The 13845-nt window shown below is 32.0% G+C and carries 10 protein-coding genes; 4 read left to right on the forward strand and 6 right to left on the reverse strand.

The genetic code is table 11. The features are described from left to right. Nucleotides 1-20 precede the first annotated feature (20 nt). On the reverse strand, nucleotides 21-1337 hold the full coding sequence (gene tilS, locus BLT80_RS18115; protein ID WP_092470643.1) for a tRNA lysidine(34) synthetase TilS: 1317 nt from the start codon (nucleotides 1335-1337) through the stop codon (nucleotides 21-23). Nucleotides 1338-1492: 155 nt separating this feature from the next. Between tilS and BLT80_RS18120 the strand changes: the two genes are divergently transcribed. After that, the gene (locus tag BLT80_RS18120) at nucleotides 1493-2182 is read left to right on the forward strand and encodes a hypothetical protein (protein ID WP_092470645.1); all 690 of its coding nucleotides are present in this window, start codon (nucleotides 1493-1495) and stop codon (nucleotides 2180-2182) included. A gap of 6 nt (nucleotides 2183-2188) precedes the next feature. Here the strand turns inward: BLT80_RS18120 and BLT80_RS18125 are convergent, their stop codons facing one another. Together BLT80_RS18125 and BLT80_RS18130 are read right to left on the reverse strand one after the other, a co-directional pair. Beyond that, the gene (locus BLT80_RS18125; RefSeq protein ID WP_092470647.1) at nucleotides 2189-2785 is read right to left on the reverse strand and encodes a hypothetical protein; all 597 of its coding nucleotides are present in this window, start codon (nucleotides 2783-2785) and stop codon (nucleotides 2189-2191) included. Nucleotides 2786-2845: 60 nt separating this feature from the next. Next, complete coding sequence (locus tag BLT80_RS18130; RefSeq protein WP_092470649.1) at nucleotides 2846-4138, reverse strand: anthranilate synthase component I family protein; 1293 nt, start codon at nucleotides 4136-4138, stop codon at nucleotides 2846-2848. 115 nt (nucleotides 4139-4253) lie between these two features. Here BLT80_RS18130 and BLT80_RS18135 point away from each other — a divergent pair, with 115 nt between their 5' ends. The 3 genes from BLT80_RS18135 to BLT80_RS18145 all read left to right on the forward strand — a co-directional run bounded on the left by BLT80_RS18135 (nucleotide 4254) and on the right by BLT80_RS18145 (nucleotide 10185). Next, nucleotides 4254-5144, forward strand: coding sequence for an aldose 1-epimerase family protein (locus BLT80_RS18135; RefSeq protein WP_092470651.1), 891 nt, complete (start codon nucleotides 4254-4256; stop codon nucleotides 5142-5144). A gap of 108 nt (nucleotides 5145-5252) precedes the next feature. Further along, nucleotides 5253-8792, forward strand: coding sequence for a TraB/GumN family protein (locus tag BLT80_RS18140; protein WP_092470653.1), 3540 nt, complete (start codon nucleotides 5253-5255; stop codon nucleotides 8790-8792). Nucleotides 8793-8838: 46 nt separating this feature from the next. Further along, complete coding sequence (locus BLT80_RS18145; protein WP_092470655.1) at nucleotides 8839-10185, forward strand: DEAD/DEAH box helicase; 1347 nt, start codon at nucleotides 8839-8841, stop codon at nucleotides 10183-10185. A 130-nt stretch (nucleotides 10186-10315) separates the two neighbouring features. Here the strand turns inward: BLT80_RS18145 and BLT80_RS18150 are convergent, their stop codons facing one another. From BLT80_RS18150 to BLT80_RS18165, 3 genes are all read right to left on the reverse strand, one after another. Continuing rightward, nucleotides 10316-10927: a hypothetical protein gene (locus BLT80_RS18150; RefSeq protein WP_092470657.1), complete on the reverse strand. Its 612-nt coding sequence runs from the start codon at nucleotides 10925-10927 to the stop codon at nucleotides 10316-10318. A gap of 546 nt (nucleotides 10928-11473) precedes the next feature. Beyond that, a complete protein-coding gene (locus BLT80_RS18160; RefSeq protein WP_092470661.1) occupies nucleotides 11474-13171 on the reverse strand; it encodes a hypothetical protein in 1698 nt (565 codons plus the stop codon). Between the two features lie 119 nt (nucleotides 13172-13290). Beyond that, nucleotides 13291-13827 (reverse strand): hypothetical protein, encoded by a 537-nt coding sequence (locus tag BLT80_RS18165; protein ID WP_092470663.1) that lies wholly within the window; start codon nucleotides 13825-13827, stop codon nucleotides 13291-13293. Nucleotides 13828-13845 lie beyond the last annotated feature (18 nt).

The following is a 13845-nucleotide window of genomic DNA, read 5'->3' on the forward strand; positions in this document are numbered from 1 at the left end:
TGTGAATTATTTACATTAATTTATTGAATCTCAACTTTAAGTCTATTTTTTGTGTTGTTTGTCACTTTAAATCGTTCGTCAGCACGTTTACCTACGACCCAAACGACCTTATTATCGGACGTTAATAACCACGTATTTTCTTTTTCAACCAAAGACTGTTTTTCATCTTTAAGGTATTTACTCAATTTCTTTTTACCCGTCATTCCTGAGGGTTGAAACACATCCCCTTCTTTCCAAAGTCTGAATTCTAATGGAAATTTCAAGAGATCTTTATCAATGTAAATTGTGTTTTTTGAAACCTCAAAAAGGCCTTCAACAGTATCAAAAGAAAGCTTACCTATTGGTGTTTCTATTTCTTTATTATTTTCATTGATCAATAGAGATTCTTCGCTTTGCTCAGAATGACAAAAATCTGTTAGGATTAAAAACTCGCGATGCTTTATTAAACGATGTGAATTCGATTTTACCAACTTACCAGATTGCGCATCTAATAAATCAACAATATCATTCCATTCTGTAAAACCATAGTCCTTAAACAATTCAAACAAATACGCTTTAGGGTTATTGAGTTTTTTGAATTCTGAAATTTTATAAGTTATTCCGTAAGCATCATTACTCACAATAGCGCTTTCTGCAAAATTATTGAGGTTATCTTCTATAAGACCTGCCGTATCATTAAGATTAGAAATGGTGTTTTGAAAGCTATCTAGTAATTGTGGATTGATTTCCTTTAAAATAGGCACAACTTCATGTCGTAATTTATTTCTTAAATACTTTCGCGACGCATTACTCGCATCTTCTCGCCACAAAATGCTTTCCTGTTTTGCAAAAGCTTCAATTTGCGCTCTTGAAAACGGCAACAAGGGTCTTACAACATTATCATTAATCATTGGGATTCCGGTTAAACCGTTTAACCCTGTTCCTCTTGTAAAGTTGATAAGAAAGGTTTCCAAATTATCATCAGCATGATGCGCTGTTAAAATATAATCGAATTTTAATTGTTCTGCTAATTCTTTAAACCAATCGTAACGCAATTCGCGCGCAGCCATTTGAATAGACCGTTTATGCTCTTTTGCATAGGTTTCTGTATCAAAATTTTGAATAAAAACTTCGACATCTAATTCTTCTGCTAATTCTAGAACAAAGTCTTCATCCTTATTGCTTTCCTCTGCTCTTAAGTTGAAATTACAATGGGCTAGCGAAAAATTAAGATTATGACGCTTACATAAATGCGCCAATACCACGCTATCTATTCCACCAGAAATAGCAATCAGCAATTTACCCTCTTTTAAAATAGAAAGATTTTTATTTATATGAATATTAAAGTCGTTTTGCACATCTCAAAGGTATTGAATTTATTTATTCCTTTAGAAGCACATATACTCAAAGTTTTATGATTTCTAGACTATATTCTCTGATGTTAAAATGACTTTTATCATATTGATGTGTTTTCTTTTTAATTAACTTTAAAAGAATTTAAAATTATTAGGTCATGAGTGTAACAGAAAAACTAACATCAGAAAAGACACGAAATACCTTTGAAAAAAAGGTGCTTTCTGCAATACCACATCTACACCCCTATGTAAAACATAGAATTTATATTGCTGAAACCACGGGTATCTTGCCAAAAAATATGTTTTCATCTAACGGAATTATTGACGAGAGTATTATTCTACTTTATGATACTGATTTCGACATCGAAGCAGAACCATTAGCTGTAAAACTCGAACTGTTTAAAATTGTGGACAATTATATGAATCTGCTGTTTAAAAACGAAGCTTATCATAAAGAAACGATTAGTACAGATGCATTACTTAAAAAAGAATTATCTAAGCTTAGTGAAGACTATACTGTTGATGGTGATTTCGATTTTATTTTAAACACAGAACTTAATGATATTTCTTATCACCAAGATAATAATGAAACGTTACAGTTATACTCAGACAAAGAAACGTCGATTTTAACTGCCTTTGAAGTTGAGGATTTATCTGCAAAACAATCACCAAAAGTATTCGATAAGCTTTACAACTGGTTACCATTTAATGTGTCTAACATTATGGATTTATACATTTTTGGGAAATTAGATTTTGAATCTATAGCTAAGATTAAAAAGATAGAACAGAAACGTGTTGAAGCGATTTTTGATAAGGTTAAGCGCACCTTTAGAAGACATATTGAGTAAATAATTTTACGGATTTATACTCAAAAAGTAACGATCTAAGTAACCATATCTTATATAGGTATTTCCACAACGATTAAACTTAACATTGTTATCGAGAGTGTTATAAGGCTCGAATATTTCAAAATTATTTTCTTGCTCAAAGTTAAAGTAATTGTTTTTTACCATAGCAAGACAGTAATCACCTGGTTGATTAATTGAAATACCTATTCTGAATTTGTAAACTAGTTCATTATCTAAATATTCCGGCACATAAGAAACGTATTCTGAGCAATAGCTGCCATCATATGCTGAGCCGAATTCATAAATTACGTCGTAATCTTGTACAACAAGTGCATTTAGATTCTCTAATTCATTGGTCAGTTTTAGAACAAATAATCCATCACTAAGTACTTGTCTCATATCTTCACCAGGACAACCCAATAATAACTCTGAACTTGCTTCAGCACTTATCCAAATTATTTCGTCTGTGTTGTAATTATCTGAGATGTTTTCAACATCTAACCAAAATTCTGGCGAAATACTACTACATTGGTCATCGTCAGACTCACAAAGTATTGCCATTAAAAAAGGTGCTAACAGAAGAAATTTTAAATTCTTTTTCATTACCGGATTTATCTAAAGATGTAAAACTTGTAGAAAGGTTGTGTGTATTAGTGAGCTTATTTAATTTTCTAAGGCTTCGCGCATGGCTTTTGCTTTAATTAAACATTCCTCATATTCTTTTAGCGGATCGCTCTTTGCCGTGATGGCACCTCCAACGGAATAGGAAATGTATTTTTTAGTTTCGTTGTAGAGAATACTCCTAATAATAACATTAAAATCGAAATCTCCCTTTGGTGTAAAATAACCAACTGAACCAGAATATAAACCACGCTTCGTTTCTTCGAGGTTTTCAATGATTTTCATAGCTGAAATTTTTGGAACACCTGTCATGCTTCCCATCGGAAATGTAGATTTTATAATGTCTACAGCATTAGTTTCTGGTTCTACTTTAGATTGAACTGTTGAAATCATTTGATGTACTTGTAAAAATGAATACACTTTACAAAGCTCCTTCACCTCTACACTACCTTTTATAGCGGTGTGCGATAAATCATTACGCACTAAATCAACAATCATAATATTCTCACTACGTTCTTTTGGGTCTTGCGATAAGTCTTCTGCAAGTTTTAAGTCTTCAACTGTACTGTTTGAACGTTTGGCTGTGCCTTTAATGGGTTGCGAAATAATTGTTGTTCCACGCTTTTTAATATAACGTTCTGGAGATGCAGACATCATATATTTATCTTCAAATTTCAAAAAACTAGCAAAAGGCGGCTTTGAAATAGCATTTAGCTTATTAAAGGTCTCAACTGGATTTATAACGCTGTCTTCTGCATAAAACTCTTGACAAAAATTAGCTTCATAAATATCACCGCGTTGAATATGAGCCAGCATTTTAGTTGCTTTTTCAAAATAAGAGTCTTTGTGGATTCTTAGTTTTATTTTGATGGGATGGTTCGATTTTTCGATGGTTAGATGATTCGATTTTTCGATTTCTAATAAATCATCCTCAATCTCATCATCAACCATTTTTAAATACTGAATTTCAACCTGGTTATCTTTAATTAAAAACAACTTCTTAGGTTGAAAGAAATACAAATCAGGAAAATTTAAACCATCATAATTTTTAGATTTTAAGTGTTCTGTCGTGTTTTTTAAATCGTAGGTGAGATAACCGAAGATCCAATCGTTGGTTAATGTCTGATATTCCTTTAAACGCTCAAACGCATCAAAATAATCGGTACGTATTGTTGTAAACGCATCGACTGCCAGCACAGCATCGTAACTGCTATATTGATCCTTGTGGTTATTAGAATCTAACCAAACGATATCGTCAAATTGCTGACTCCAAAGCAATAAATTTTGTTTAAAGGTCGCGCTGTTTTTAAGTTGATGACTTTGTGTTGTTCTCAATAGAAATATAATTGCTGCAATTTACCTAAATTAAAATTTGGTAGGAAATAAATTTGAATCCAAAGCAATTTCATGGGTTCTATAAGAATTGTATATTTCAAGAAAAATAAAATCAATGTATAGTTTAAAGAATAATCTCTTACAGATTAATATAAAATCTAAAGGTGCTGAGTTATGTAATATTACTTCAGCAAAGCATAATACCGAATTTATGTGGCAAGCTAATCCTGAGTTTTGGGGAAGTCACGCGCCAAACCTATTCCCTATAATCGGTTGCATGAAAGATGATACATACATCTACAACGACAAATCGTACCCTATGCCAAAGCATGGTTTTGCAAGACATAACGATAATTTCACGATTAAAAATCAGTCAGATTCTAGTGTTACGTTTTCATTAGTTTCAAATGAAGAATTACATACTTACTATCCTTTCTTATTTGAGTTTGAAATCACTTATACACTTTCAAACAACATCTTAACTATTACACATAAGGTTACCAATTTAGATGACAAAGTGCTTTATTTTTCTTTAGGAGGTCATCCTGCTTTTAATTGTCCGCTTAAGAAGGATGAAAATTATACCGATTACTTTTTAGAATTTGAGCAATCTGAAAACAGTCAGTCTCACCTATTAAACATGAATACGGGTTTAATTACTGATAAAACCAAACCAGCATTTACGGAAGGTAATAAGATAAACCTTCGACCAGACCTATTTAACGAAGACGCTTTAATTTTTAAAAATTTAAAATCGAGAATAGTAAGCTTAAAGCATAAAACCAAAGGGAACGTTTTGACTCTGAATTTTGAAGATTTTAAACACTTAGGTATTTGGGCAAAACCAAACGCTACTTATGTTTGTATTGAGCCTTGGTTAGGTTTTGCTGATAACGAGACTACAGATCAAAACATAGAAACTAAAGAAGGGATTATAAAATTAGATGCTAGTTCACAATTTAATGCGAGCTACAGTATTGAAATAAACAAAAATCACTTACAGTAAGTTGTTTAGATCATAATTATAGATTGTTGTTTTAATTTTATTGAAGCAAAATGCCCTATTATTTAAAAAGTATATTAATTTGCTTTAACAAAACGTTAACACCACCCTATGAGCTACCAAATATTACAAAACAATCACCTATTTCGTCTTTTTATAATTCTATCGTTTTTATCGCAATTTGCATTTGCTCAAAACAATGATAACTATAGTTTGTTATGGAAAATTGAAGGTGGCAACACAGATTCTCCTTCTTACATATTTGGGACTATGCACATCGATGATGCTAGAGTATTTAACTTTAGTGATGCCGTAATGCCAGCAATTGAAAGCACAGAATATTTTGCTTTAGAAGTCAATGCAGATTCTCTAATGGCTGCGATTACCCGCAAAAAATACGACATCCCTGCAAACGATTATTATAAAAAATTATTAAAACCCAATGACTATAAGCGTCTTTTAGAACGTTTCGAAGAAGTTAATGAGTACTCATTAGAAGACTCTGACATTATGAGTCCAGATCAGATAATGAGCATGCTAATACCTGATATTGATAAAGAGGATGGCAAATCGACCTTTGTAGATTTTTATCTTTTAGGTCAGGCGCGCACCATGAATAAAACGATTACCGGATTAGAAGATGTAGATGATCAGATGAACTATTTTGATAATCTTTCTGATGAGAATAAAATAGAAGAAATTTTAAATCACTTGAGTATTGATGTTGATAGTATTAATAGAACCAAGGAAATAATGACCAAAGTTTATGCGACTGGTGATTTAAATAAAATTGCTGCTTTTGTAAATCAATACGAGGTTATTGACGACACTATGATTTCGAGAAATAAAGTTATGAGCAATAGCATTATAGACATAATGAAAAAAGGTAGTCTATTTGCTGGGGTTGGAGCTGCTCACTTAGTAGGAGAACAAAATGTTATTGAGTTATTACAAAAAGAAGGTTATAACGTTAGCGTTGTTGAAGCAAAATTTACTGGAGTTGCAGACACCTATAAAATTGACACTTCTAAAGGGTATTGGTACAATTATATAGATCATGATTTAGGATTTAATCTTGAATTACCAAAAACACCAAATATTAAACAAGATTTCGATAAGTTTATTATACATGGCTATGGAGATATACCTACTAAAACGAGCTACCTTTTTATGGGATTTGATTCTGGCTATACTTTGGCGCAATCTCAGATAGACACCTTATTAGAAACTATGATTTCTAATATTATTGAAAAAAGAGAGGGAGTCGTTATTAAACGAGAAGAGCTAGCGGACTCAGATCAATTTGGGTCTGATATTACCGCTGAATTACCCGATGGCAATATGATAAAAGCACGGTTTGTAATTAAGAATAATCATTTTTACTACTTCTCAGCCGAAACACCACAAGAACAAATCAACGAAAATTATATTGATCGTTATTTTAATTCCATTACTATCGACGGTGTAGAACCCGTTATTGAAACTAAAGGTTGGCGAGAATTTAAAAGCGAAAAGGGAGCTTTTACCATTCAAATACCTGTTGACGCCAAAGAAGTATCGAGAGAACACCCAAACCCTATTGATCCTGATGGTGAGCCTTATTTTCTTAATCTTTACATGGCCACGGATTCTAAAAATTTAAATAATTATTTGATTCGGTATAACGACCAACCTATGGGTTATTTTCTTCAAAATCCCGAGATAGCATTTAAAGAAACTGAAAATGGATTAACGCAAACATCAGAATTACTTGCAGAGCCGAAAGTTATTTATTTAGATGACATAGAAGGACGAGAATATGAAATATTACTAAATAACAAATATCATTGTATTGTACGTGCTTATTTCAGAGGGAACAGAACATATCTATTGATGAAACAAAAACTTAGCGAAACTGAGAAAGTGAGTGTTGATGATCTTTTCTTTGATAGTTTTAAGTTATTGCCTTATCAACAATCACAACTTACAGATTACGAATCTCCAAATAAAGATTTTAAAATAAAATTATTTGAACGCGTAACTGAAGATATCGACACACTAGATACCAATGATTCTAATGTTATTGATTCGTATGATTATACAACCATAAACCCTAATACGGGTAACATTTACCAGTATGGTTATAACAATATTGGCAAATACTTCAGAATACCAACACACAAGAAATTTCTCGAGGACTACAAAAATGGCTCAATAGAATACAATGATAGTATTGTAAATGAACGCATTTTAGTTAAAGAAGGTGATTCATTAATTCAGTTTACTGTCAAAAATAAATTATTCGAAGATACACAACGTGTGACTGTCCACCGGATTTGGTATAACAATTACAGAATGCATATTGCTAAAGCCATTATAAATGAGGAAGAATTAAATACTAGTATTGTAGAAGATGTCTTCAATTCTATAGATGTAAAACCTGTGATCTCTGATATTAATGTTTTCGAATCTAAAGCGAAATACATTATTGAAGATTTAAAATCTACAGATTCATTAGTGTATAATAGAGCCATAAAAGCTTTTGAATACTACGAGTTTGATAAAGATGATCTGCCAATTTTAAACGTCGCACTTAACTATCCTTTTTCCGAAGACACTAATGATGCGATAAAAGCTAGTTTAATTAATGAATATAGTTTAATAAATGATGAAACGTCCTTGGGAACCTTGGAGTCATTTTATAACAAATCTTCAACATCAGATATCTTAAAAACGGCTATCTTGATTGCTATTCCAGCTATTGAATCAGAACAATCTTTACCGCTTTATAACAAATTATTCTTTTCTAATCCGCCAACTGAAGAGGATTCTTATGACTATAGTATATTTCAACCTTTTAATGACTCATTAAATTATGCGATAGAAAATTACATTAAACTACTATCGCTTATGTCTGTAAGACAATACAGAAATGACATTATATACTTATCTAATGATATTCATAACTCCGAATTAGATACAAATGACATTGTAAAGTCAAATTACGATAAGATTCTAAATTATTTAACGACTGATGCCGAGGTATTTTTTAACATACCTCCACCTAGTGATGAGTATGATGAAGATTATGATTACACCTATTATAATTTAATGGTGGCTTATTTAAATAGCCTAAATACCGTAAAATATGACGACAGTATCAGCAATGCTTTTACTTCCAAATTATTAAGCAGAGATGATGACAGATGGTTGAGATTATTAGCTATTACTTCGCGTATATTTAATAATTATTCTATTTCAGAAGCTGTGCTGAATCCCTATTTAGAAGATTTCTATTTCAGATTTGAAATCATAGAAGCCTATCATAAAGTCAACAAACTTCATGATGTAGACAAAAAATATCTTAAAGAAGAAACATTCGCTAAGCTTTCTTTTTACAATTATGTTGGTGAAGATGGAGGTTATCCGGATGAAATTAAGATTTTGAAAAAAATTAAGAAGACTGATTCAGAGTTTTACGCTGTTAGATTCGACTATATAGATGAAGATCCAAATGAAAACATTTCGTACATAGGTATCGTCGGCCCCCTTAAAAAAATAGATCAAAACACTGAATTTACAATGTATGATTCTTACACCTATTGGGATGAATATGATGAGGATTGGAAGACTAAAATAGAAACTCTAATTACAGATTTTTTAGAGTTGTAGAAATAGTTATCTAATTACAACTATCTTTGCACCTTAAAACAGAAACGTGACTTTTAACGACCTTAATTTAAATACCCCTTTATATAACGCTTTAGACGACTTAGGCTTTGATACTCCTACTCCAATACAAGCAGAATCTTTTAATGTAGTTGCTGCCGGTAAAGATGTCGTTGGTATTGCACAAACTGGTACTGGTAAGACCCTTGCCTATATGTTACCTATATTGAGAAATTTGAAGTTTTCGCAACAAGAAAACCCTAGAGTTTTGGTTTTAGTACCAACACGAGAATTAGTGGTTCAAGTTGTTAGTGAAATTGAAAAATTCTCTAAATACATTAACAATCGTGTTTTAGGTGTTTATGGTGGTACTAACATTAATACGCAAAAGCAAGCCGTTGCACAAGGGCAAGACATCATTGTTGCCACTCCTGGTCGACTGTATGATTTAGCAGTGAGCCGCGTTTTACAGTTAAAGTCTATTCAAAAATTAGTGATTGATGAAGTTGATGTGATGTTAGACTTAGGTTTTAGACATCAACTCCTTAATATTTTCGATATTTTACCTCCGCGTCGCCAAAACATTATGTATTCGGCAACGATGACTAAAGATGTTGATGATTTAATTACCGACTTTTTTAAAAGTCCAACAAAAATATCAATCGCAGTTTCTGGAACTCCATTAGAAAACATTAAACAAGAACGTTTTGATGTTCCTAATTTTTATACCAAAGTAAATCTATTAGAACATTTACTTCGTGATAAAGACGAATTCTCAAGAGTCTTAATTTTTGTGGCGTATAAGAAAATGGCAGATCGCCTTTTTGATCAGTTAGAAGAATTGTTTCCGAATGAAACTTGTGTCATTCACTCTAACAAAACCCAAAATTACAGGTTGCGTAGTATAGAGCAATTTAGAGACGGTGAAAATCGTTTATTAGTAGCTACAGATGTTATGGCTAGAGGTTTGGATATAGAAGGTGTATCTCATGTTATTAATTTTGACACACCAGATTACCCTGAAAACTACATGCACAGAATTGGTAGAACTGGTCGTGCTGAGAAAGAAGGACATACCATTTTGTTTTCTACTGAAAGCGAACAAGAAGGACTAGAACGTATTGAGGAATTAATGCAAATGAAAATTGAAACCCTTGAGATTCCTGAGGATATTACAATTTCAACTGAATTAATTGAAGAAGAGCGTCCGCAAATACGTGAGCGAAATAATCCAACTAAACGTCGTGATGAAGATGCTCCTGGACCAGCTTTCCATGAGAAATCAGAAAAAAACTCTAAAGAAAATTTAGGTGGTTCTTATAAATTTAAAATTGCAGCAAAATATAAGAAGCCAAAAACTAGAGGTGATAAGAATTATAATAGACGGAATAAGTAATAAGAGTTTCTACTCTTGTTTTAGTAAATCATCAACATTGTCATTATAGTACAGGACTTAATATAATAGCTTTGCTACAACTATTTAGATGTAAATAATGAATAAGACCTGTCAGGTTTTACATTAGTAGTTAATACAATTCCTTTTCTATCAATATTCTCAGCTCTAATATTGAAATACCATCTTCGATAGTAACAGCATCATTCCAGTGTTTAAAGTCGATAAATCCGACTTTAGTAATTGTATTAAACTCGCCTAAAATGTGATCGAGATATAAAAAAGCTAAGGTTTTATGTTTACTTGGCTCTGAATTCATATTTTTAATATAAATCTCAACGTCAACTTTTTCTTCTTTCTCATTAATTTGTGTTCGTATTGTTATATCTGAACTGGGATATTCTACACCGTCAAAATTTAACCCAATCTCGTCATTTGGCTGCCTAAATTTTTTAATAATCCAATTGTCTAAATTTGGTTTGGAATCATAAAGCTTTTGCGTTGGAAGAATCCCGTCCTTCATGCCATCTGGTGTTATAATTAAAACGACTTTACCATTTTCACCTAAAGTCATTTCCGGGAATAACAATGAATTATACTTTTTAAGCGTATTAGTCAATCTATTATATACAGTATAATCTTCAAAATCGGAATGAATAAAAGCTTCCAGTTTAGTCTTATTTTTTAAAACCCAATTCCAGAATTTTTCTTCTTTTGATGACGTATTGAAAAAAGAAAGGAACATAATGTTGATAGAATTAAAAGTTAAAAGAAGCTACTAAAGTATAGATTATTTTGACTTATATATACTAGCAAACTCAAACCACAACCGAGAATAAATGCCATAAGATTATATGTCGATAATGATTTTTTTTCTAAACCATAAACACTCTTAAACGTTGGTGTGCTATTAAGTAAATAAATTGAAAGCATTGGTAATACTAAAAAAGCAATGAAAATAACCATATACACATCTAAAACATCATTAAACGTCAAATCAAATAATAAATTTGTAATAATGCGACAAAACAGAAAATAAAAATAAGTCAGAATAAGTATCCAACTGAATCTGTTTTTATAAAAAATAGCTATAACAGGAATCAGAAAAACCAAGAATAATTTAAATATTCCATATATTGAAATGGTTCTATAAATAGATTTTAGACTATAAGAAAGACCATTTAAATCATGAATATTTACAAGCCTATAGATATTTGCAGTAAGATATAAAACAAAAATTAGAAGAATGATAGCATAAACAACATATACTTGTTTCAACTTTTTCATTACATTATTGTCCACCAGCAGCCTTCAAAGAATCTAGCTGACGTTGCAAAGCATTTATCATATCCGAATTATCTTCTACTTTTGGAATACGCATTAAGGAATCTATTTCTTGTTCCATAATGTCTTCATCTTTAGGTTTTTCATTATAGAAATAACCAATACCTTCACTTGCTCTCCAAGCTTCGTTTAGTTGATTATAAACTTCTTGATCCCATGTGCTTGGATGCTTTACATCAATCCAAATCACATCTCTGTATTCGCTGTCAATCAATACTAAATCTGGTGTTGCAGAACCGTCAAACTGTTGTGCATCTGTAGAACTTATTGATGATATGGTTCCTAAGAAAAACATACGTTTTCTACCCGCAATGTCTTTAATATAAGGTCTAAATTCTACAGGTGTACTTGCCGTCCAATCGTATTCTTTTTTAGACTCTTTTACTTTTAATGGCATCGCAGAAACACCTGCATAACCTTGCTTTCTAGTGGCATGATCATAATAGTATAATTTGTCAGTTCCATCAGCAGGTACAAACACACTATAACTTAAACTGGTACGCTCATCTCCTACCGGCTCTAACCCAAACCAATGATATAATCCACTGTAAGCATCGCTATTTGAACCCGAAAAATTGAAGTCAGTAACATAAGGTTGTTGATTTTGATCTTTAGGCATCACAGGAATTTTCACAGCCGTTTTCATGTTCCAAGGTAACGGATCACTAAATCCACCTAAAAACTTTAACGATTCTGCTTCTAGTTGAGACACCTTTTCAGATAAGGTATTTTGCTTCATTAAGAACGGATAATTCTTAATGTCATCAGGACTCACATACGTTCCTTTTCCTATTAAAATCCGCTCCATGTAATCATTAAAATCGTGTTCTCCGTTTTCAATAATCATCACACCCCCAAAACTTGGATATGGAAAAAAGAAGCCTTTCCATTTAATTAAACTCACCACTTGCACCCATTCTCCATTATCATTTTTCATGTAAAAGGTATCACTAGGCTCGTGATTAAATAGCATCCAAGGATTAAAGCGCTGCACTACGGCATTGTAGGTATTTCTACTAAATTTTAAAGATTCACCAATTGAAAACGTCACATCAATACGATTCTCATTAGAAAATCTAGGAAATGGTGTGGTACTACTTACCGAAAATACTTCTTCTGTATTATCGCTAATACGTTGCATAACGTACTTTTCACTTGGTTGAATGGCCATCGTCCATTTATTCTGATCGTCTACTCTAACCAAGTGAGGTAACGACACATCTTTAGTTTCACCAACACTTTCATTAGCCATAGAAAAGATGTTTCGTAACGGTTGAATACGTTCGTTTTGAGTTAATGGTAATTCATCTATTTCAACTTTATTCAGACTATTAAATACATTATACGTTTTCATGTAATCGTACATTTTATAATGCCAACCTACAACATATAATAATCCAAAGAAGATAATGAGCAATGCTAAAACTCCTAATCGACTCCCTACTTTAGCTGATTTTCTGAATTTTCGTAAACCAAAAAACAGAATTAACGCACTAACTAATAAAACAAAAATATACTTTCGTAGAAATAGTAGAACAAGCTGATAATCATCCCTAAAAAAGAACAATAACACTAATAATAGCAATACCACAAAAACAGTGATTCGTTTTTGTTTACCTCCTTTGTTCCAATAGTTTTTTATCATAGTAATTGTTTGTCATTGCGAAGTTGACATTTTTGTCAACTGTGGCAATCTGTTCGTTATTTTATAAATATAATAATGTTAATGAGATACTTCGACTGCGCTCAGTATGACATTTAGGATTACATAAGACCCTTATCTTTCAAACGGTCACGTGCACTTGGTTTTTCTATTTCAGGTTCTGTTTTAATTTCTTTCTTTGCTTCCTCAACCACTTTAGGTTCTCTGGTTCTTAGATCCTCTATAAAATCTTTACCTTTTTCAACGACATCATCAAACTTGTCTTCTAAGGATTCACTTTGTTCCTCAATAACTTCAGACGATTTAATTACAAAACCAGCAATATAAGTTCCTAAAAGTGTTCCAACAGCAAAAGATGCAAATGCAGAAACGCCGTTATAACTACTAAAAACAGCAATTGGCGTTAAGAACTCTACGATTAACGCGGATACCAAAACCAAACTAACCACAAAAATAATACGTGGCAAAAGTGATTGTTGGTAAACAAATCCTTTTGGATTATCAGGACTCATTTGTAGCTCTTTACTATTCACTATTTTATTTAAAAAGCGATATGTAGTATTGCTATTAGATTCTCTCCAATACAGAAAGATTCCGAATAAAATGGCGGCTATAAATATAACGAGTTCAATTCCCATGGTTGTAAAAGTTAGAAG

It is taken from the genome of Winogradskyella thalassocola, assembly GCF_900099995.1.
Lineage (GTDB): Bacteria > Bacteroidota > Bacteroidia > Flavobacteriales > Flavobacteriaceae > Winogradskyella > Winogradskyella thalassocola.

Excerpts from the sequence above, each read along its gene's own strand:
- BLT80_RS18125 (WP_092470647.1), bottom strand. The coding sequence starts at position 2,785 with ATGAAAAAGAATTTAAAATTTCTTCTGTTAGCACCTTTTTTAATGGCA.
- BLT80_RS18150 (WP_092470657.1), bottom strand. The coding sequence starts at position 10,927 with ATGTTCCTTTCTTTTTTCAATACGTCATCAAAAGAAGAAAAATTCTGG.
- BLT80_RS18140 (WP_092470653.1), top strand. The coding sequence starts at position 5,253 with ATGAGCTACCAAATATTACAAAACAATCACCTATTTCGTCTTTTTATA.
- BLT80_RS18135 (WP_092470651.1), top strand. The coding sequence starts at position 4,254 with ATGTATAGTTTAAAGAATAATCTCTTACAGATTAATATAAAATCTAAA.
- BLT80_RS18165 (WP_092470663.1), bottom strand. The coding sequence starts at position 13,827 with ATGGGAATTGAACTCGTTATATTTATAGCCGCCATTTTATTCGGAATC.
- BLT80_RS18120 (WP_092470645.1), top strand. The coding sequence starts at position 1,493 with ATGAGTGTAACAGAAAAACTAACATCAGAAAAGACACGAAATACCTTT.
- BLT80_RS18160 (WP_092470661.1), bottom strand. The coding sequence starts at position 13,171 with ATGATAAAAAACTATTGGAACAAAGGAGGTAAACAAAAACGAATCACT.